The 20,620-nt window shown below is 34.7% G+C and carries 17 protein-coding genes; 9 read left to right on the top strand and 8 right to left on the bottom strand.

Annotation, left to right across the window (positions count from 1 at the left end; translation table 11 throughout):
• Positions 1-17: 17 nt before the first annotated feature.
• Positions 18-2,381 carry a GAF domain-containing protein gene (locus ACE939_RS08030; protein WP_378184654.1) on the bottom strand — a complete coding sequence of 788 codons (2,364 nt, stop codon included), beginning with the start codon at positions 2,379-2,381 and terminating at the stop codon, positions 18-20.
• A gap of 141 nt (positions 2,382-2,522) precedes the next feature.
• On the opposite strand from ACE939_RS08030, the gene ACE939_RS08035 reads away from it, so the two are divergent.
• Positions 2,523-3,638 (top strand): redoxin domain-containing protein, encoded by a 1,116-nt coding sequence (locus ACE939_RS08035; RefSeq protein WP_378184656.1) that lies wholly within the window; start codon positions 2,523-2,525, stop codon positions 3,636-3,638.
• A gap of 51 nt (positions 3,639-3,689) precedes the next feature.
• On the opposite strand, the gene ACE939_RS08040 is transcribed toward ACE939_RS08035, so the two are convergent.
• The gene (locus ACE939_RS08040) at positions 3,690-4,340 is read right to left on the bottom strand and encodes a rhomboid family intramembrane serine protease (protein WP_378184658.1); all 651 of its coding nucleotides are present in this window, start codon (positions 4,338-4,340) and stop codon (positions 3,690-3,692) included.
• 127 nt (positions 4,341-4,467) lie between these two features.
• On the opposite strand from ACE939_RS08040, the gene ACE939_RS08045 reads away from it, so the two are divergent.
• Both ACE939_RS08045 and ACE939_RS08050 read left to right on the top strand, forming a co-directional pair.
• On the top strand, positions 4,468-5,367 hold the full coding sequence (locus ACE939_RS08045) for a lysophospholipid acyltransferase family protein (protein ID WP_378184660.1): 900 nt from the start codon (positions 4,468-4,470) through the stop codon (positions 5,365-5,367).
• Between the two features lie 90 nt (positions 5,368-5,457).
• A complete protein-coding gene (locus ACE939_RS08050) occupies positions 5,458-6,357 on the top strand; it encodes a lysophospholipid acyltransferase family protein (protein ID WP_378184662.1) in 900 nt (299 codons plus the stop codon).
• A 51-nt stretch (positions 6,358-6,408) separates the two neighbouring features.
• Here ACE939_RS08050 and glmM read toward each other — a convergent pair whose 3' ends face one another.
• Positions 6,409-7,797 (bottom strand): phosphoglucosamine mutase, encoded by a 1,389-nt coding sequence (glmM, locus tag ACE939_RS08055; protein ID WP_378184664.1) that lies wholly within the window; start codon positions 7,795-7,797, stop codon positions 6,409-6,411.
• 123 nt (positions 7,798-7,920) lie between these two features.
• Between glmM and ACE939_RS08060 the strand changes: the two genes are divergently transcribed.
• Positions 7,921-8,505, top strand: coding sequence for an ACP phosphodiesterase (locus tag ACE939_RS08060; RefSeq protein ID WP_378184666.1), 585 nt, complete (start codon positions 7,921-7,923; stop codon positions 8,503-8,505).
• Positions 8,506-8,561: 56 nt separating this feature from the next.
• Positions 8,562-10,259, top strand: a complete 1,698-nt coding sequence (gene ggt / locus ACE939_RS08065) for a gamma-glutamyltransferase (protein ID WP_378184668.1) — start codon at positions 8,562-8,564, stop codon at positions 10,257-10,259.
• A gap of 77 nt (positions 10,260-10,336) precedes the next feature.
• On the opposite strand, the gene dnaK is transcribed toward ggt, so the two are convergent.
• A complete protein-coding gene (dnaK, locus tag ACE939_RS08070; RefSeq protein WP_378184670.1) occupies positions 10,337-12,247 on the bottom strand; it encodes a molecular chaperone DnaK in 1,911 nt (636 codons plus the stop codon).
• 237 nt (positions 12,248-12,484) lie between these two features.
• Here dnaK and ACE939_RS08075 point away from each other — a divergent pair, with 237 nt between their 5' ends.
• Complete coding sequence (locus ACE939_RS08075; protein WP_378184672.1) at positions 12,485-13,909, top strand: L-serine ammonia-lyase; 1,425 nt, start codon at positions 12,485-12,487, stop codon at positions 13,907-13,909.
• Here ACE939_RS08075 and ACE939_RS08080 read toward each other — a convergent pair whose 3' ends face one another.
• On the bottom strand, positions 13,910-14,407 hold the full coding sequence (locus tag ACE939_RS08080; protein WP_378184674.1) for a nuclear transport factor 2 family protein: 498 nt from the start codon (positions 14,405-14,407) through the stop codon (positions 13,910-13,912).
• 131 nt (positions 14,408-14,538) lie between these two features.
• Between ACE939_RS08080 and panB the strand changes: the two genes are divergently transcribed.
• On the top strand, positions 14,539-15,357 hold the full coding sequence (gene panB, locus ACE939_RS08085; RefSeq protein ID WP_378184676.1) for a 3-methyl-2-oxobutanoate hydroxymethyltransferase: 819 nt from the start codon (positions 14,539-14,541) through the stop codon (positions 15,355-15,357).
• Between the two features lie 60 nt (positions 15,358-15,417).
• Positions 15,418-16,116 (top strand): RluA family pseudouridine synthase, encoded by a 699-nt coding sequence (locus ACE939_RS08090; protein ID WP_378184678.1) that lies wholly within the window; start codon positions 15,418-15,420, stop codon positions 16,114-16,116.
• A gap of 47 nt (positions 16,117-16,163) precedes the next feature.
• Here the strand turns inward: ACE939_RS08090 and ACE939_RS08095 are convergent, their stop codons facing one another.
• The 3 genes from ACE939_RS08095 to ACE939_RS08105 form a co-directional block, all read right to left on the bottom strand.
• Entirely contained in the window at positions 16,164-16,703 is a 540-nt protein-coding gene (locus ACE939_RS08095; protein ID WP_378184680.1) for a hypothetical protein, read from the bottom strand.
• A 113-nt stretch (positions 16,704-16,816) separates the two neighbouring features.
• The gene (locus ACE939_RS08100) at positions 16,817-17,680 is read right to left on the bottom strand and encodes a DMT family transporter (RefSeq protein ID WP_378184682.1); all 864 of its coding nucleotides are present in this window, start codon (positions 17,678-17,680) and stop codon (positions 16,817-16,819) included.
• 6 nt (positions 17,681-17,686) lie between these two features.
• Positions 17,687-19,231 carry a hypothetical protein gene (locus ACE939_RS08105; protein WP_378184684.1) on the bottom strand — a complete coding sequence of 515 codons (1,545 nt, stop codon included), beginning with the start codon at positions 19,229-19,231 and terminating at the stop codon, positions 17,687-17,689.
• Between the two features lie 205 nt (positions 19,232-19,436).
• On the opposite strand from ACE939_RS08105, the gene ACE939_RS08110 reads away from it, so the two are divergent.
• Positions 19,437-20,609, top strand: a complete 1,173-nt coding sequence (locus tag ACE939_RS08110) for a 2-isopropylmalate synthase (RefSeq protein WP_378184686.1) — start codon at positions 19,437-19,439, stop codon at positions 20,607-20,609.
• Positions 20,610-20,620: the final 11 nt, after the last annotated feature.

Raw genomic sequence — 20,620 nt, forward strand, 5'->3', positions numbered from 1 at the left:
TAATCTGAAATAATAAACTACGCAAGTTCCTTCATCAGGTCTTCATAATTATAAAATTCTTTTTTATTCTCGTCAGGATGATAAAGAATATTTATTCTAAGCGCTTTGAGACCAGTTACTCCTTGTAAATCTTCTAATTCTAAAATTTCAACTTCATCTCCCAAATACTTTTTAGATTGTAAAAACTTTACATAACGTAGATATTCTAATTCGTCTGATCGTTGAGAGTATACAATAGTAAGTTTCCCTTCTTTGGTAATACGCTCATCAGTACCTTTGATATTCGCCTTATCTACACGTTTTTTCACAACCTCATATCTAGCATTATAAGTGCCATCTACATCAAATCGCTTTTCGTCCATTCTAAAACGAACAGATAATGATGTATTAAATACCAAAATCATAGAAGCTACATCTAGTTTTGCAGGCAAATCTTGTTTGAGTTGATAATACGCATTTTCCATTTCACACATTACCTGTAACTGCCACAACCTGAGATTTTTGAGATAGATTTTATTAAAACTATCTTCTTTGGTGATGGATTCACCAATGTACATATTATGTTCTACTCCATCTGTTTTAAAACGCTCAAAATAATGAGGATATAATTGCTGAGCTTCAACTTGTTTTTGATCTAGAAGATCTGCCATCTTTTTATTAATAAGCATCACAGACTCGTCATAATCTTTTCGATGCTTGTATACCATTTTAAATTCAGCATCCAATTGATCGTAATATTGATTTATTAAAATCTCGAGATCACTATATTTACTTTTGAGATGCTCAAATAGTGGTGTAATATCTTTTTTGACAAAATTGAGAATTCGTTGCTCACTATCAACCTCTAATTGAGAGGTTACTTCATCGATAAATTTATCAATTCTAAATTTAAGTTGTTCGTAAATAGGAAGGCTATCGGATTCGATTCCCCGATCTAAGATTCGAGAGATCTCGATAAGTTGTAATTGCAAATCCTTTTGTATGGCTTCGTTTCTTGCTTCAGAAGAACCTTTGATATCTATTTGACCATATAGCGGATATACATTTTCAAAAATTATTTCTCTGAAAGAAGTTGGTAACCCTTCAATTTTAGATCGTACAAAACGCTTCGCCTCTTGTCTAAACTTCCAATAAACACTTCCATGAATTGAAGTACATTCCTCTTGTATAATAAGTTCAAGTTCATTTTCGGCTTTGACTTTGGAACGCAATACAGAATCAACCAAATACGGCATAACATCTTGCAACTTATGCGCATTAATACTATTAAGTTCTCTCTTATTGGGAGATACAATTTCTAAAACACCCAGTAATTTACCCTCACCCTCGATAGGCGCTATAATAGCACTATGCACATTTTGATTTACTAAATTCTCATAGAATTTTTCATCTGGCATAAGTCGCTGAAATTTTTCAACATCAGAAATCGGAAAATATGTAGACTTACCAAATAAATTCTCATACGATCCACAGCATAAAGCTTCCTTACACCCTTCAGAATAGCGATCATTGAGTATATAACTGTCTATGTCTTTAAATGGAACGCGCTCAAATACTTGATCCTCTTCATTATAATTGGAAAAACCTATTCGTATTTCGGGTAAATTAAAAATAGCTCTAAATATATCTTGAAATCGCTCAATAAAATTATTTTGAGTCTTATCATATTGAAGCAAACTAGTCTTAAATTCTGATAACGACACATCAGTAGTTGCATCAAACATATTTGCGATTATGACTCCCTTAAATTTATAGCTTTTGGGTGGAAAGAATTTTTTCCAAACTGATATGTCATCAAAATGATCAAGCAATTCTCCAACCTCTTCATCTGTTATATTTACTGCCAAATCGGTTTTCTCGATTTTTACAAAATCTGCATTGTACAAAATCTTATAATAGCGAATCATTCCCGTTGCATCAGGAATTTTGTAGTAAAATGGACGTCTAAAATCTATTGAATAACCATAAAAATGATTTAATATAATACTACATCCCATAATGTAGTAATGATCATCCTCTAGATTTGTGATTGCTGGGATAAAAGAACTACCTGCCTCCTCGACAATAGAACGATAGCGCCTGGTAGACTTCAATACAAGATTTCCAAAAGGGATGGTAGCTATCTTAATTTCGTTCTTTTGCAGAATTTCAGAAAAAACATCCTCTAAAATAACATCAATATGAGGTCTTAATTCTTCTATTTCTTGGGTAGTCTGAATGCCAGACTCCAAAATTGGATGTGACTCGGCGATATCCAAAATTTTGAGCGCACGATTTTTCAAAAGTGATCTATCACTTTTGGCATACTCTCGATACCTATCAAAGAAAGATGAAAAACTTATCCAGATATCCATAGGAAAATCCTGATCGAACGTCTCCATAAACTATTACTTTACACTAAATATGGCAAAAATACTACAATTGACAAAGCTTTGAGTTAGAGATTAACATTAAATTATAAAGTTAATTATTCTTTTATACCATTATGATTCTTTATTTTTACTTCCCAAATTAAGTATATTATGATGAGATTATTTTTACTATTGCTAGTAATTAGTGTGACATTAGGCTGTCAAAACGAAAAAAAAGATAGTTATATTATTTATGGATCAACACAAGGTTTTGAAGACGGAACAGCGGTATATGTTAATGCATTAAGTCAATCAAACCGACCTGCTGTTATTGATTCTACAATTATTAAAAATGGTAAATTCGAAATAGAATTACCGCCAGTTGAACAGTTAGATTTTAACTATTTGACGTTTGATAAGGTTTCTGGTAATGTATTATACTTAGCCGAGAATAATCCAATTCAAATGACTATTTATAAAGATAGTTTGCGTTCTTCAAAAATCGATGGAGGTATTGATAATGATCTGTTCTTTGAGTATGTAATAAAAGTTCAAGAATTTAATAATAGAAGAATTGATCTTAATAATCAATACCAAATCGCTATCAAATTAAAAGAAGGTGATAAAGCCAAACGAATAGCAACCGAGCTTACAGAAGCGTTTAATCAAGAGAAAACGTTTAGAAAAAATATTGCAGAACAAAATCCAAATTCAATCGTATCAGTTATGGCGCTAACTGATTTATTAAATCTTAAAGTAATACCAGCTCGTGAAATTAAAGAATTGTACACTACGGTAGATGCTTCTTTAAAAAACACACGATTAGCAAAAAACTTAGATCAATTGATTCGTAACTCTGTAGGTCGGATTGATGTTGGTAGTGAGGCAGTAAGTTTTGCCGCCCCATCACCCGATGGGACTAATATCTCCTTAAATGATGCCATGGGCAAATTAACAATAATTGATTTCTGGGCTTCTTGGTGTAAACCTTGCAGAATTGAAAATCCTAATGTCGTACGCGTTTATAATAAATATCATGATAAAGGCCTTAATATTATTGGAGTTTCTTTAGATCGTGATAAAAACAAGTGGTTAGAAGCAATTGCTGCTGATAATTTACAATGGAGTCATGTTTCTAATTTAAAATTTTGGCAAGAACCTATCGCTAAGTTATATGGTGTACGATCTATTCCTGCCACATTTTTATTGGATGAAGATGGAAAAGTTATAGCAAAAAATTTGAGAGGTGTAGCTTTAGAAAATAAAATAGCTGAACTTTTAGACTAATATTGATTTTTATAAACAAAAATAGGCAGTCGATCGACTGCCTATTTTTGTTTATAATTTACCTAAACGTTGCAGTATAAAAAGAATGATAATCGGAATTGCGAGAATACCAATCATTAAAAGATTTTCTTGAAAAAGCCAAGGAGCTATTAATAAGGTTACCAAATACCCACCTACCGCACCACCAAAATGTGCATCATGACCTATATTATCTTGTCTATTTTTCATGCCATATATAGTGTACAATAAATATCCTATCCCAAAAATATACGCGGGTATGGGAATTGGTATCAACATCAAATACAAACTCATATCAGGACGAAACAAAATTGCAGAAAAGATAATACCTGATACTGCTCCACTTGCTCCTATTGCGCTATAATGCGGTTCATTTTTATGAAAAACAAAAGAAAATAAATTTCCCACTAATAAACTAGCAATATAAACAACCAAAAATTTTACAGTTCCTAGATATATAATTACTACAGGAGCAAAAAAGTACAAGGTGAACATATTGAAAAATAAATGCATAGTATCCGCATGTAAAAACCCCGAACTTAGCATTCTAATTTGTTCTCCTCTTCTAATACCAGCTATATTAAACTTATAGCGTTCAAAAAAGGAATACTCTTTAAATCCTTTTAATGAAAAAATGACATTTACAGCAATTAATAGTAGTACTACAAGATTTGTCTCAGACATACATTTTTTTTTCAAATATACTGTTTTCTCTAAGTAAATATATACATAATTACTCCTCATATTATGGCGTAATGAATGATTAACTGCATAAATAATATTAAATTTGTGGGCTAGATATTATTTAATAATGCAATTACTCATCTATCGATTAGTTTATCCTATACTTTGGATAATTTCAAAGCTTCCTTGGCGTATTTTTTACATGTTCTCAACCGCTATCTATATACTTGTTTACCATATCATTGGTTATCGCAGACGAACTGTTACTAATAATTTGACACTTGTTTTTCCCGAAAAGACAACTGACCAAATAAAAACAATTCGGAAAGCCTTTTATAAGCATATGTGTGATATGTTTTTAGAAATGATAAAATCTATGACCATAACCGATGAAGAGTTGTTGGCAAGATTCAAAATTACTAATGTCGAAGAGATTAAAGCACTTGAAGCCAAAAATAAAAGCATAATCGTTCTTATGGCACATTATGCCAGTTATGAGTGGGCAACCGTTGCACAGTTAGTGATAAACTTTCCTACAGTAGGAATTTATAAGAAAATAAAGAATAAATATTTTGATCGCTTAGTGCACCGCATAAGGCAGCGGTATGAAGCTCGTTTAATTCCTAGTTTTAATGCCATGCAAGCTATTACTAATGATAAAGCACAGGGTAAATTATGTTCCTATGCGCTAGTCTCGGATCAATCGCCTAAACTCAAAAATGCTATGTACTGGACAGATTTTATGGGAATAAAGGTTCCTGCATATTTGGGTGGTGAGGTATTGGCTAGACGATTGGATCTATCAGTTTCTTATCTACACGTCGAAAAGGTAAAACGAGGTTTCTATCAAGCAAAATTCATAACTATTACCGATGATATTTCAAAATGTAGAAAGTTTGAAATTGTAGATACGTATTTAAAACTTTTAGAAAAACAAATTCGTGAACGACCAGAACTATATCTCTGGACCCATAAACGTTGGAAACATAACAATTCAACGATTCCTCATAATGCTACCGTTAACTAGACAACTATTCCTCTAGTTTTTCTAATTGGTGCTTATAAAACATACTGATTAATTAACAGTATATTTGAAGACCTAAATAAAAAACTATTTATGCAGTTATTGATATATTTAATAGCTTATCCCATTTTATGGTGTATATCTAAACTTCCTTTTTTCCTATTATATTTTATGTCTGACGTCCTTTATTACATCGTATATTATGTAATACGATATCGGCGAACTACAGTAACCAAAAATCTCGAACTTGTATATCCTGAGAAATCTAAAAAAGAGATAAAACAAATTAGAAAAAAGTTCTACCATCACCTGTGTGATATGTTCTTAGAAATGATAAAATCATTAACGATCTCTAGAAAAGAGCTGGTTAAACGCTATAAGATGGTAAATCTTGATGAATTTCATGCTATGGAAAGAAAGGGCAAAAGTACGATTGGCTTTATGGGACATTATGCCAGTTATGAGTGGTCTAATGCAATAGATTTAGTCTCCCTTAATCCATGTGTAGGTATATATAAACAGGTAAAAAATAAATATTTCGATAAATTGGCACGTCGCATTCGCGGAAGATTTGATTCTAGATTAATTGCTAGCCATAAAGTACTCAAGCAAATAATACGCGATAAACAAAATGGATTAATTTGTACCTATGGGATGATATCGGATCAATCGCCTAAAATTGGAAACGCTAAATTTTGGACAAATTTCATGGGTATAAAAGTTCCAATTTTTTTGGGTGGAGAAGTTATCGCAACTAAGCTTAACCTTACATCAATTTATATGCATGTTGAAAAAGTAAAACGTGGTCATTATGAAGTACGTGCCATACCTATTGCCGATAATAGCGGTGAAATGGATCAGTATTATGTCGTAAAAGAATACCTGAAATTACTTGAAAAACAGATACATTCAAAACCCGAATTTTATCTTTGGACACATAAAAGATGGAAACATCGAGAGGCAACAATCCCTGCAGATGCTATTGTACATTAAAAGAGAGGATACTGTCAAATATCCTCTCTCAAAATCCTGTGATATTATAAATTAGATACCAGCAATGTTTTTTAATATTGCTATAGTCTTTTCTGCTAATTGATCTGCCTCATCTTGATTAGACGCCTCTGTATAAATCCTAATAATTGGCTCGGTATTACTTTTTCTTAGATGTACCCATGAGTTGTCATAATCTACTTTAACACCGTCGATGGTCGTAATAGCTTCTCCTTTATTTTTATTTTGAAATTCACTTAAAATCATATCAACATCTAACGAAGGTGTTAATTGAATTTTATTTTTACTCATAAAATATGATGGGTAAGACTTTTTTAACGTACTTACGGCACATTTTTTCTCGGCCAAAAGAGTTAAAAATAAAGCTACTCCAACAAGAGAGTCACGCCCATAATGCAACTCAGGATAAATAATTCCACCATTGCCTTCTCCTCCAATAATTGCTTTGTTGCGTTTCATTAATTCAACCACATTTACCTCACCAACTGCACTAGCTTCATATGATCCTCCATGTTTTTCAGTCACATCTCGAAGCGCACGACTTGAGGATAAGTTAGAAACCGTATTTCCTTTATTCTTACTCAACACATAATCTGCACACGCAACCAATGTATATTCTTCTCCAAACATCTCTCCATCTTCACACACAAATGCCAATCTATCCACATCTGGATCAACTACGATACCTAAAGTTGCTTTTTCTTTGACTACAAGCTCGGATAAATCAGTAAGATGTTCTTTTAAAGGTTCAGGGTTATGAGGAAACTGACCATTTGGCTCACAATATAGCTCAATTACCTCTACCCCTAATTTTCTAAGTAGTGCTGGAATGGCAATACCACCCGTAGAGTTCACGCCATCAACAACTACCTTAAAACCAGCAGATTTTATTGCGTCTGGATCTACAAGTTTTAAGTTTACTACTTCTTCGATATGTCGATCGATATATGTATTGTTTTCTGTAATACTTCCTAATTCATCAACTTCTACAAAGAAAAAGTCATTATGCTCTGCTATTTTCAATATTTTCTCACCGTTAGCCGCATTTAAAAATTCTCCTTTACCATTAAGTAATTTTAAAGCATTCCATTGTTTTGGATTATGACTTGCAGTAAGTATAATACCTCCATCTGCCTTCTCAATAGGTACCGCTATTTCTACAGTAGGAGTTGTTGACAATCCAAGATCGATCACGTGAATTCCCAAACCAACTAAACTATTCATTACCAATTGTTGTATCATAGCACCAGAGATACGAGCATCCCGCCCTACAACGACAGTAGGATGTTGTTTTTGAGTTTCTCCCTTAAGCCAAGCTCCGTAAGCCGAAGCAAACTTGACAGCATCTATTGGTGTTAAATTTTGGCCTACTTTTCCTCCTATAGTTCCGCGGATTCCAGAAATCGATTTTATTAATGTCATATATTTATTTCGGTTTTATTTATTGATTTTAACAAATGTAAAGGGTATGATTGTTTGTCACAACTTTACAACAAAAGTTTAATAAAAAACTTACAGCATTTTTTATTATTGTATTTTCCCCTTATGAACTTTTTAGCACATATCTATCTGTCTGGAGATGATACCGAATTAAAAATTGGTAATTTTATAGCTGATTCTGTTAAAGGGAAAAAGTTTGAGCAATTTCCTAAAAGAATTCAACAAGGTATTACCCTGCATCGTCAAATTGATTTTTATACTGATACTCATCCCATTGTACGCCAGAGTGTAGGACGTTTGTTTCCTAAATACAGTCATTACAGCACAGTGATAGTAGATATTTTATATGACCATTACCTAGCTGCAAATTGGAACACTTACCATAAAACATCTCTACCCCTTTATGTAGCATCTTTTTACCAAACCCTACAAGATCACTATGGACTACTGCCCAAACGTATAAAAGACTTTTTACCCCATATGATCAAAGATAATTGGTTGGCAAGTTATGCAACTATTGACGGTATAAGCAAGATTCTTTATCAAATGAATCATCGTACCAAAAACAGATCTAAAATGAATTTGGCAGTAGTAGAGTTAGAAAGATACTATGAGGCATTTGAAAGTGAGTTTACTTTATTTTTTGAGGAACTCATGTTATTTACGAAAAATGAAATAGAAAAAATTTAAAATAATAGTTAACGACCGTTGTAGCGTTTTATAACATTCACTAAATAGTCTAAAAAATGATAAGATTTCTACTTACAATTTGTCTTTTTATATGCTTACTCTCCTGTAAGACTAAAATCACAGAAAATAAAATAATCACTAATGGTTTAATATCCGATAAAGCCATGATTGTTTCGGCTAGAGCCGAAGCCTCTAAGGTGGGAATAGAAATCATGAAAAAAGGAGGTAATGCTTTTGATGCTATGGTTGCTACAGAAATGGCCTTGGCAGTTTGTTACCCTTTTGCAGGAAATTTAGGTGGTGGTGGTTTTATGGTATACAGAATGGCAGATGGTACTGTTGGTGCATTGGATTATAGAGAAAAAGCTCCAAAAGCAGCATTTAAAAATATGTATCTTGATGCTTCGGGAGAAGTACTACCCGAAAAAAGTCAGTTGGGTGCACTGGCTGTGGGAGTACCGGGAACAGTTGCCGGAATTTTTGAAGCGCATAAAAAGTTCGGGACTTTACCCATGCAAGACGTTCTATCGCCAGTAATTCGTTTAGCACAAAAAGGTTATGTGGTAACAGAAAAACAATATAAACGATTTGCCAAATACCGCGATGTCTTTTTAGCGGTGAACACAGATACGATCCCCTATGCAAAAGATATTATCGCCGGAGATACTATACGAAACAGAGCTCTGGCTGCAACCTTACAGACACTTATTGACAAAGGCCGTAATGGATTTTATAAAGGAGCTGTTGCTGAAAGTTTTGTAGATCATCTCAAAAAAAATGGGGGCATCATTACCTTAGATGATTTGGCAAGTTACAAAGCTGTATGGCGAGAACCTATTCGCTTTACGTATAAAGATATCACAGTTATATCCATGTCACCCCCATCAAGTGGAGGTACTTGTCTCGCGCAAATAATGAAGATGATTGAGCCATATGATCTTCAGCAATATGGTCATAATAAAGAAAAAACAATTCAATTGTTGGTTGAGGCAGAGCGTCGTGCCTATGCAGACCGAAGTTTTTATTTAGGAGATCCCGATTTTGTAACCATTCCTTTGGACACTCTAATTAGTGCCAACTACTTACAGAAGCGTATGCAGAGTTTTAGTTTTAAAAAGGCTACGTCTTCTATTGAAATTTCTCATGGCAAACTTCCTGGTTACGAAAGTGATGAAACAACTCACTACTCTATCGTAGATACATTTGGCAACGCCATTTCGGTTACAACAACTCTTAACGGAGCATATGGATCTAAATTGTTCAATACAGAATTGGGTTTTTTTCTTAATAATGAAATGGATGATTTTAGTGCCAAACCCGGGATCCCTAATATGTTTGGGCTTATTGGAGCTGATGCAAATGCAATTGCTCCCGAGAAAAGAATGCTAAGCTCGATGACACCAACTATAGTTGAGAGAAATAATAAGTTATGGATGTCTGTAGGGACACCAGGCGGCTCTACCATTATCACCTCGGTATTACAAACTATCCTTAATGTACATGCATTTAATATGACCATGCAAGATGCAGTAAATGCTCCTAGATTTCATCATCAGTGGTTGCCGGATGTAGTTATTTTTGAACCCAATGCATTTGATCAGGAGCTGCTAAAAAACTTAAAAAATAAAGGGTATACTATTGATCAGCAAGACTCTCAAATCATAGGAAAAGTCGATGGCATCTTAGTTCGCGACGATGGAACTTTAGAAGGTGGCGCCGATAAGCGAGGAGATGATACGGCTGCAGGATATTAGATTGTATTGCAAGACAGTAATCAATAAAAAATGCGCAGCTAACACTGCGCATTTTTTTATATAAAATTGAATTAGAATTATTTTACTTCTTCAAAATCAACATCTTCTACATCACTACCTTCAGTATTTCCACCTTCTGGTTGTGCTCCTGCATCAGGACCCGGTGCACCATTTTGCTGTGCCTCAGCTTGAGCCTTATACATTTCTTCGCTTGCTACTTTCCAAGCTTCATTGATCTTATCAAGTGCTGGTTGAATCAAGGCTAAATCTTTAGATTCATATGCTTTTTTCAACTCTTCTAAAGCCTCTTCGACTGGTTTTTTCTTATCCTCTGATAATTTATCACCAAATTCAGATAATTGCTTTTCTGTTTGGAAAATCATTCCGTCAGCTTCATTCAGCTTTTCAGCCGTTTCCTTAGCTTTTTTGTCAGATTCTGCATTTGCTTCAGCCTCTTTCTTCATTTTCTCGATTTCTTCTTCTGTAAGTCCTGAAGAAGCTTCGATACGAATATCCTGAGTTTTATTGGTCGCTTTATCTGTTGCAGAAACTTTGATAATACCATTGGCATCAATATCAAACGTTACTTCAATTTGAGGTGTACCTCTTTGTGCTGGTGGAATTCCATCTAAGTGAAAACGTCCAATTGTTTTATTATCAGCAGCCATTGGTCGCTCTCCTTGTAAAACATGGATCTCAACAGATGGTTGATTATCTGCAGCAGTAGAGAATACTTGAGATTTTTTTGTAGGAATAGTTGTATTGGCCTCAATTAACTTGGTCATTACATTACCCATAGTCTCAATACCGAGAGAAAGTGGTGTAACATCTAATAATAATACATCCTTTACATCTCCTGTTAACACTCCTCCTTGGATAGCCGCTCCAACAGCTACAACCTCATCAGGGTTTACGCCTTTACTAGGTGCTTTTCCAAAAAAGCTTTGTACAGCTTCTTGCACTGCAGGTATACGAGTAGAACCACCTACCAGTATAATTTCATCTATATCACTAGTTGATAAACCAGCAGCTTTAAGCGCTGTCTTACATGGTTCAATAGTACGTTTTACTAAATCATCAATCAATTGATCAAACTTTGAACGTGTTAATGTACGCACAAGGTGTTTTGGACCACTTGGAGTTGCTGTTACATATGGTAAATTGATTTCTGTTTGAGAAGAAGAAGATAATTCTATTTTAGCTTTTTCTGCTGCTTCTTTCAAACGTTGTAAAGCCATTGGATCTTTTCTTAAATCCATATCCTCGTCAGCTTTAAACTCTTCTGCTAACCAATCGATAATTTTTTGATCAACATCATCACCACCTAAGTGTGTATCACCATCGGTTGCTAATACTTCAAACACTCCGTCTCCTAATTCTAGGATCGAAACATCATGTGTACCTCCACCAAAGTCAAACACAACTATTTTTTGATCTGTTCCTTTTTTATCCAATCCGTAAGCCAATGCCGCAGCAGTAGGCTCATTGATAATTCTTTCTACTTTAAGACCTGCTATCTCTCCTGCTTCTTTGGTAGCTTGACGTTGTGCATCATTAAAATATGCTGGCACAGTAATTACTGCTCTACTTACATCTTGTCCTAAGTAGTCCTCTGCTGTCTTCTTCATTTTTTGAAGTGTCATAGCAGATAGTTCTTGCGGAGTATAAAGGCGACCGTCGATATCTACTCGTGGGGTATCATTATCTCCTTTAACCACTTTATAAGCTGCACGCTCTGCTTCTTTTGAAGATTCAGAAAACTTATTCCCCATAAATCGCTTTATTGACGAAATAGTTTTTGTAGGATTTGTTACCGCTTGACGCTTTGCAGGATCTCCTACTTTAATTTCTCCTCCATCTACAAATGCGATTACCGATGGTGTTGTTCTTTTTCCTTCAGCGTTAGGAATCACTACCGGCTCATTACCTTCCATTACAGAAACACAAGAGTTGGTCGTACCTAAGTCTATACCTATTATCTTACTCATATTATCCTTGTATAAATTGTTTAAGTGTTATTGCTTTTTTAATACACTTCTATTATTTCAATGATTATGCCATGGCAATTCATATGACATGATGTCATATGAATCGCAATTACCATCTTCGGGTATACCCAATATCTGTAATTGTAACATAAAAACTCTAATACAATTTTTATATTGAGGTGTTGCTACTTTATATCAAACTATTATATTTACCCGCTAATTATAGACTATTTTGTTATGGAATGTATCAGTATTTTTGACATGCTTAAAATTGGTGTCGGCCCATCAAGTTCTCACACGTTTGGTCCGTGGCGTGCAGGTCGTAGATGGATTTCAGAATTAAAGGATACGAAAAAATTCGATCATGTAGTCTCGATTACAGTTGATTTATATGGATCATTATCTCTTACGGGAAAAGGTCATGCAACCGATATTGCTTCGGTTCTAGGATTATGTGGTTATGATCCACAAACTATTGATGTGCTTGAGATAAATACCATTATCACTTCTATTAAAGAAGCTAAATTGTTACCGTTTAATAGAGAACATAACATCATATTTGACTTTACAGAAAACATCATATTCAATAAGGATTTCAAAGAATTTCATCCCAATGCAATGACCTTTACAGCAATATTAACGAATGGCAGAAAATATGCTTCTACTTTTTATTCTATAGGTGGGGGCTTTGTTGTAAAAGAAGAACGTAAGCGAAAGGAAAAAAAATTGGAAGCTTTTAACGAGTTCCCGATGCCTATCCAGAAAGCAACTGATCTTTTGGCGTATTGTGCCAAAAGAAATCAAAAAATATCGGATATCGTATTAGAAAATGAAAGATCTCTGCACACAGATCAAGAAATTGATAAGCGCATTGCCGAGATATGGAAGGTAATGCTAGAATCCATGTATATTGGATGTCATACAGAGGGTACCTTACCTGGCGGACTTAATGTGAGACGAAGAGCCTTTGATTCTCACAAAAACCTTATTGGTACTGCATCCTATACAAATCCTCAAGAATGGATTGCGAGCATTCGCGATACCGAGGTAAAGTTTAGGCAAATATTAAAATGGGTTTCTTGTTTTGCACTTGCTGTTAACGAAGTTAATGCATCTCTGGGTCGTGTCGTTACTGCACCCACTAATGGAAGTGCTGGTGTCATACCTGCAGTAATGATGTACTATATGGTCATCGAAAACCATGATGCTAACTTTGAAGATATTAAACAGTTTATGCTAGTGGCTGGAGAAATAGGGAGTTTGTTCAAAAAAGGCGCAACTATATCTGCAGCGATGGGAGGCTGTCAAGCAGAGATAGGCGTTTCTTCGGCGATGGCAGCAGGTGCCTTAACAGAGTTAATGGGTGGATCTCCAGAACAAGTATTAATTGCTAGTGAAATTGCAATGGAACACCATCTGGGCCTTACATGTGATCCCATAGGAGGTTTGGTTCAAATACCCTGTATAGAGCGTAATGCAATGGGGGCTATTAAAGCTATTAATGCCTGCGAGATGGCACTGGATACTACGGCAGCTAATGCCAAGGTCCCTTTGGATAAAGTAATCGCTACCATGTGGGCAACAGCACAGGATATGAATACCAAGTATAAAGAAACCAGTGAAGGGGGGCTTGCTATTGCCGTTAGTTTAAGTGATTGCTAGTTAATTAGTAGTTACTATACAGCCCTCTGTATTACGCGTATCTGCGATAGCTGTAATTTTCCAAGCAGTACCATTATTGTATAACTGAAAACTATTAACCCCGCAATGGCTCAATCTATCGTTCAAATAAAAATTGTACGGAGTCCATACATGGGCTATAGCATCGGTAGCTTCTATTTTAAAATCAAGCAGTTCTTCTTTCCAGTTTTCTGATTGTTGTTTGTTATGTATTGCTAAAACAAACATTTTAACATTACTCATGGTGATCGTTCTACCCCCCTTAGTATCTGGAATTATCGTTTGTAGGATCATACTTTTATCAATACTAGTATAAATCTTTGTAGTATCTGCACTGTGAAAACCTTCAAAAAAAGTTGTGATCGTTGCTTTCACTTCTTCTTGCAAAAGCTTTTTGGATTGAGAAGATTGAGTATTCTGTGTATATCCTAGTAAGCTACTTAAAGAAAATATGATGATATGGTAATAAAGTGAATTCATAAAATTATGTTTTATACCTAAAAATACATTTTTTTTATGGATGCATGGTATAAACCTGATAAAGGTGGCAATTTTGAACTTGTCACATCTTACTAAATTAGTACTTTTACCATATTAAATTAATTTCTACTATGTCTACTGCAAAAAAAGATTACAAGCGTATCACAGTTAAGTCTCTAATTGAGATGAAAGCTAACAAAGAAAAAATATCTATGCTTACCGCATATGACTATACCATGGCAAAAATTGTGGATGGTGCGGGAGTCGATGTAATTCTTGTAGGAGATTCTGCCTCTAATGTAATGGCTGGTCATGAGACAACACTACCCATTACTTTGGATCAAATGATCTACCATGCCTCTTCTGTTATTCGTGCAATAACACGTGCACTCGTGGTTGTAGACTTACCTTTTGGAAGTTATCAAAGTGATCCCAAAGAAGCCTTGCGATCTGCCATACGCATCATGAAGGAATCTGGCGGGCATGCCGTTAAAATGGAAGGCGGTAAAGAAATTAAAGAATCTATAAAAAGAATTCTCAATGCGGGGATTCCAGTTATGGGTCACTTAGGACTTACACCTCAATCCATCTATAAATTTGGAACCTATACAGTACGAGCTAAAGAAGAAGAAGAAGCTTTGAAATTAAAGGAAGATGCCTTATTACTTCAAAAAGCGGGTTGTTTTGCAGTAGTGTTAGAAAAAGTTCCAGCTAAGCTTGCAAAAGAAGTTGCCAAAAGTTTAACAATACCTGTTATAGGCATTGGTGCGGGTAATGGTGTTGATGGACAAGTATTAGTGACACATGATATGCTAGGCATGACTCATGAATTTCACCCACGATTCTTACGTCGTTATTTAGATTTATATACAGAGATGACTAATGCATTTACCCAATATGTTTCAGATGTAAAAGCATTAGATTTCCCGAATGATGAAGAACAATATTAGCCACCAGTTCGTGCTTTTAACATATCCAATAGCTAGAAACATCTGATGATTTGATAATCTATGAATAAAGAGCTCTCTACAAAGGATAATCTCGATGTCCTATATGAAGACAATCACATTATAGTTGTTAATAAACGTTCTGGAGATATTGTTCAAGGTGATAAAACTGGAGATACACCTTTAAGCGAAGTCGTCAAAGAATACATAGCCCATAAATACAACAAGCCTGGAGCCGTATACCTAGGTGTTGTACATCGACTTGATCGTCCTACTAGTGGGATTGTTGTCTTTGCACGTACCAGTAAAGCCTTACCCCGCCTTAATAAATTATTTGCAGAAAAAGATGCTAAAAAAACGTATTGGGCAGTTGTCAAAGGAGGACCTCCAAAAGAAAGTGATAGACTTACACATTGGTTAAAGCGTAATACGAAACAGAATAAATCATACGCATATCCCAAAGAAATAACTGATAGTAAAGAAGCCATTTTAGACTATAAACTCGTCAAGAAACTTGACCATTACAACTTGCTAGAAATTAATTTGCACACTGGGCGTCATCATCAAATTAGAGCTCAATTAGCTACTATTGGATGTACTATAAAAGGAGATCTTAAATATGGATCGGATCGTAGCAACAAAGATGGTAGTATTCACTTACATGCGCGAGCCTTGCGGTTTGTGCATCCCGTTAAGAAAGAACCTATTCATATCATTGCGCCTCCTCCTAATGATCCTGTTTGGAATGCATGCAAAAAATAAGCCTTGCACAAATGCGCAAGGCTTATATATATATGATGTGTTAACGCTTACATCTGAACTTTGATATCTACTAATAAACGAGTAGCGTTAATTGCTTTTAATTTGATCGCACCTTTTTTACCAGCTGCATTTTCAAAAATAACAATTCTATCTTTATATCCTTCAAGACCAATTGCTTCGTTATCACCTACTACGGTAAGTGCTTTTAACGTGGTATCATCCTCCATTGCATCAAACTCTGCTACAGTCATACTCACATTCTGAGTTTGAATTTTTGTAACAGATCCATTTGTAATAAAATCCTCTGTTTCTGATGGGCTTGAGAAAGCAATAAAAGCTGTATTACTATCACCAACAATATCAATAACTTTTACTGCATCGGCATCGATGTTTCCTTCACCATACATTTCGTTTGTACTGGATGCATAAAAACGGTTTGAATCATCAAGAGAAAATGAAATATCTGCAGTCGACTTTAACGTTACTACAGCTTCCTCTTTTTCTTGCTCACCACCATCATCGTCACTAGAACAAGAGATAAAGAATAAAGAAAAAATAAATACACTACTCAACAATTTAATTTTCATAATAAATAGATTTGGTTTTTTAAAAAGCTAAAGATACTAAAATTAGTCAAAAAACCATTTTTTACCTGTAAAAAACATAAATATCATAAATTAAATGAATTTTGTAGGAAATTTTACACATTCTTGTACGAACGAATACTTTCTATTACAACAGAACATAAAATAAGTACGCCCCCGATGCATGTACTTACTTTTGGAATTTCGCCTAAAACCAATATACCCAAAACGATTCCATATATTGGTTGGGTACTACTTATGATACTTGCCGTTGTAATCGAAAATTGCTTAAAGCTTTTTAAAAATAGTGTATGGCCTACCGCAGTAGTTAAAAATGCAAGTATTACTAGATAGTGCCATTGATTTTTTACGTGAGATACTTCAAAAAAATAGAAGCTAGGTAGTAAAAAAACCGAAATGATTAGAAGTTGATACCACATCAACATCGATCCATTGTAATTGGTCACTTTAGATTTTAAAATCAAATTGCGCAACGCATAAAATAAGGCAGAAAGTACCCCCAGCATAACGGCTTGTGTTATGGAGTTCTCAAAACTTATCACGGGTAATAAAAAGTAAACTCCTATTACAACAAGTCCTCCTAATAATAAATGACTGCGATCAAATTTTGTTTTAAGTAACATTGGTTCTAACAAGGCTGTGATAACTGGATAGGTAAAGAGTGATAGCATTCCTATAGCTACATTGGAGAGTCGCAAAGCGTAGAAATAAGTAATCCAATGTAACCCCATTAAAACTCCTGTTGCTAGAATAGATAAGCGGTCTTTGCTTTGAATGTTAAACGACATTTTTTGCCATCGACAGTATAAAAACAATACAATAGCGGCAAAGAGCGCTCTCAATCCAATGGTAACAGGTACAGGTAATTCTATATATCTTCCTAAAACTCCTGAAGTACTTATAAAAAGCATGGCGAGGTTAAGTTCTAAAATATGCCGCAAATGGGTTGCTTTATTCATGAATTGCTATCGAATTAAAATTTTTGATTTTTCCTGAATGATTTCTGCCACTGGGCGACCTTCAATATTGCTTTCTAACCATGATAAAATATCCAAATATAAAAAAGCACGTTTCTCATACGGGTGATCTTCGTATTGCTTTAGTGTTTTATGTAGTTTTTTAAATTCTTCTTTAATCTGGTGAGGAAAAATATCTCCAAGATTTTTTAAAAATCGTATCATTGCCTTCTGCACTTCGTGCAAATCGTTCATTTTAATCAAAAATTTATAAGTTTCCTTTAACTGGGATTCAAGATGATAATCCATGCCTGCTTCGTAATGAGCTACCAAACTTAGTACTCTGGCAAAACACATTAAATCTTCTCGCATACGCAATGCTCTATTGTGTATAATTTTGGAAAGATATTCAATACACTTACGGTAGTTATCCATACCAAAATACAAACATCCTATCTTATAATACAGTACCATAATGTGATGATCATCCATACGATCGCTATACAACATAATCCCATCCAAAATTTTTTGTACCAGTCCTTCACCTTCGATAAAGGTACCTTCGAGGAAATGAATATTGAGTCGATTATTGTATACAAATTGAAATGATAACATTTCGATATTATCATCTAAAGGAAAAGTCTTTGATTGAATTGTTGCTTCAAACCTTTGCAAGGTTCTTTTAAGTTGTGAATGATTTTTGATTAAATAGAGTGATTCGAGTAGGTAATGATTACCCCGCATATAAAATACAGGGTTAAGTGTAACCATCTTGGGATATTCGTCAAACAGTGCTACCCATTTTTTTGAATATTTATAACAGCATAAAAAATCCTGTACTATAAAACTATACCATAAATGTGCTTTGTATAGCCAGAGTTTTTCTCTAAAACCTAGCGAATTCCAATCATAGGATGGTAAATTATCATTAAAAAACGAGGTGATGATGGTATGCTCTTTATCATTTTTGACATAGCCTGTTTTAAGCATTATGCCATATAACTGTAAAGACAAATTGGACAACTTACTTGTCAATACATTTTTTACACTCAGTCCTTTTGCCTCTATGGATAGCTCATCTGCACGCGTATGTATGCTTCTGGTAATATATTGCGTTTCGATAATCTTTTCTAACTCTACAATTTCGTACGCACTAGTATGCTCTTCATTATCTATTGCTAGACCTTTGGCTTTTTCTAAGATTTTAAGACTCTGTTTGTATAAACCTTTGTGATATAATATAGTAGCAAAATCCATTTGTTCTCTAATTTGGGAGCGAACGTTCTGGTGTACTGGACTTAGTCGCATACTAATTAATATTTGTTTATACAGATGTGCTTTTAGATTTGATATCTGTAATTTGGTAACGATGCCTTTTTTGATAATTTCTTGTTCGTCTAGGCAAGTACTTTTATCCAAGTGATTAAATAAGGCTAAGAATTTTGAATCAGTATTCCCTCCTAAGCGTCCTACGTATACTTTAAACTGTCGCTTTTCGGATTTTGAAAGTGATTTAACCAACACAAATAATGGGTCTTTTTGATCATTAGTCATTGTAAGAACTACTTAATTAAAATACTGTTTACAAGTTATTTACTATAATTAAAAGCGTTTTTGATATTGTAAAATGCTTTTAAAATATTATCTCTTTAACATTCCCAAAATATAAATTCGTGAGACAATAAAGAAATATCTATGGTAGTATTTTATGAAAGTTTACTACGTATATAGAAAGTAATTACATAATCTTAAAAGGCATATGAGCATTGATAAAGTTCAAATTTTTGATACCACCCTTCGGGATGGAGAACAAGTACCGGGTTGTAAGCTAGATACCACTCAAAAATTGATCATCGCACAGCAATTAGACACCTTGGGTGTCGATGTAATTGAAGCTGGATTTCCTGTGTCTAGTCCCGGAGATTTTAAATCTGTATATGAAATTTCAAAATTAGTAAAAAACGCTACGGTTTGCGGACTCACGCGTGCCGTAAAAAATGACATCAAAGTTGCTGCCGAAGCTTTGCAGCTGGCTAAGAGGCCTAGGATTCACACTGGTATAGGTACATCAGATTCGCATATTAAATATAAGTTTAATGCCACTAGAGAACAGGTGATTGAGCGAGGTATTGCTGCGGTTAAGTACGCCAAATCATTTGTAGAGGATGTTGAATTTTATGCCGAGGATGCCGGGCGTACCGATAATGAATTTTTGGCACGTGTCTGTGAGGCCATGATTAAAGCTGGTGCCACGGTGCTTAATATACCTGATACCACGGGCTACTGTTTACCCGAAGAATATGGTCAAAAAATTAAGTACTTAAAAGAAAATGTCAAAGGTATTGACAACGTAATCCTGTCGTGCCATTGTCATAATGATCTAGGACTGGCCACAGCTAATTCGATTGCTGGAGTTTTACATGGTGCCAGACAGATAGAATGCACTATTAACGGAATCGGCGAGCGTGCTGGCAATACCTCTTTAGAAGAGGTGGTTATGATCATGAAACAACATCCTTACCTAGACTTAAGTACCAATATTAATTCACAAATGCTTTATGCTACAAGTCAAATGGTGTCTGAGCATATGGGGATGCCTGTACAGCCTAACAAGGCGATTATTGGCGCCAATGCTTTTGCTCACAGTTCTGGTATCCATCAAGATGGGGTGATCAAAAACAGAGCTACCTATGAAATTATGGATCCTGCAGATGTTGGGGTTACAGAATCGTCTATTGTATTAACGGCAAGAAGCGGACGAGCAGCGCTGGCTTATCGTGCAAAAAAGGTAGGCTACGAATTAACCAAATTACAACTCGACGATGTATACTGTGAATTTTTAAAGTTTGCAGATAAAAAGAAAGAAATTAATGACACCGATTTACATCATATTATTAAAAAAACAAATGTCGAAGTAGCCGCTGTTGCCTAGTTTTTTTACAA

The organism is Aquimarina rhodophyticola, from assembly GCF_042434915.1.
Classification (GTDB): Bacteria; Bacteroidota; Bacteroidia; order Flavobacteriales; family Flavobacteriaceae; genus Aquimarina.

What these genes read in the sequence shown, in the direction of transcription:
- ACE939_RS08060 (WP_378184666.1), top strand. Translation starts at nt 7,921, where the DNA reads ATGAACTTTTTAGCACATATCTATCTGTCTGGAGATGATACCGAATTA.
- ACE939_RS08045 (WP_378184660.1), top strand. Translation starts at nt 4,468, where the DNA reads ATGCAATTACTCATCTATCGATTAGTTTATCCTATACTTTGGATAATT.
- ACE939_RS08105 (WP_378184684.1), bottom strand. Translation starts at nt 19,231, where the DNA reads ATGACTAATGATCAAAAAGACCCATTATTTGTGTTGGTTAAATCACTT.
- ACE939_RS08030 (WP_378184654.1), bottom strand. Translation starts at nt 2,381, where the DNA reads ATGGAGACGTTCGATCAGGATTTTCCTATGGATATCTGGATAAGTTTT.
- ACE939_RS08095 (WP_378184680.1), bottom strand. Translation starts at nt 16,703, where the DNA reads ATGAAAATTAAATTGTTGAGTAGTGTATTTATTTTTTCTTTATTCTTT.
- ACE939_RS08110 (WP_378184686.1), top strand. Translation starts at nt 19,437, where the DNA reads ATGAGCATTGATAAAGTTCAAATTTTTGATACCACCCTTCGGGATGGA.
- ggt (WP_378184668.1), top strand. Translation starts at nt 8,562, where the DNA reads ATGATAAGATTTCTACTTACAATTTGTCTTTTTATATGCTTACTCTCC.
- panB (WP_378184676.1), top strand. Translation starts at nt 14,539, where the DNA reads ATGTCTACTGCAAAAAAAGATTACAAGCGTATCACAGTTAAGTCTCTA.
- ACE939_RS08040 (WP_378184658.1), bottom strand. Translation starts at nt 4,340, where the DNA reads ATGTCTGAGACAAATCTTGTAGTACTACTATTAATTGCTGTAAATGTC.
- ACE939_RS08050 (WP_378184662.1), top strand. Translation starts at nt 5,458, where the DNA reads ATGCAGTTATTGATATATTTAATAGCTTATCCCATTTTATGGTGTATA.
- dnaK (WP_378184670.1), bottom strand. Translation starts at nt 12,247, where the DNA reads ATGAGTAAGATAATAGGTATAGACTTAGGTACGACCAACTCTTGTGTT.
- glmM (WP_378184664.1), bottom strand. Translation starts at nt 7,797, where the DNA reads ATGACATTAATAAAATCGATTTCTGGAATCCGCGGAACTATAGGAGGA.
- ACE939_RS08035 (WP_378184656.1), top strand. Translation starts at nt 2,523, where the DNA reads ATGATGAGATTATTTTTACTATTGCTAGTAATTAGTGTGACATTAGGC.
- ACE939_RS08080 (WP_378184674.1), bottom strand. Translation starts at nt 14,407, where the DNA reads ATGAATTCACTTTATTACCATATCATCATATTTTCTTTAAGTAGCTTA.
- ACE939_RS08090 (WP_378184678.1), top strand. Translation starts at nt 15,418, where the DNA reads ATGAATAAAGAGCTCTCTACAAAGGATAATCTCGATGTCCTATATGAA.
- ACE939_RS08100 (WP_378184682.1), bottom strand. Translation starts at nt 17,680, where the DNA reads ATGAATAAAGCAACCCATTTGCGGCATATTTTAGAACTTAACCTCGCC.
- ACE939_RS08075 (WP_378184672.1), top strand. Translation starts at nt 12,485, where the DNA reads ATGGAATGTATCAGTATTTTTGACATGCTTAAAATTGGTGTCGGCCCA.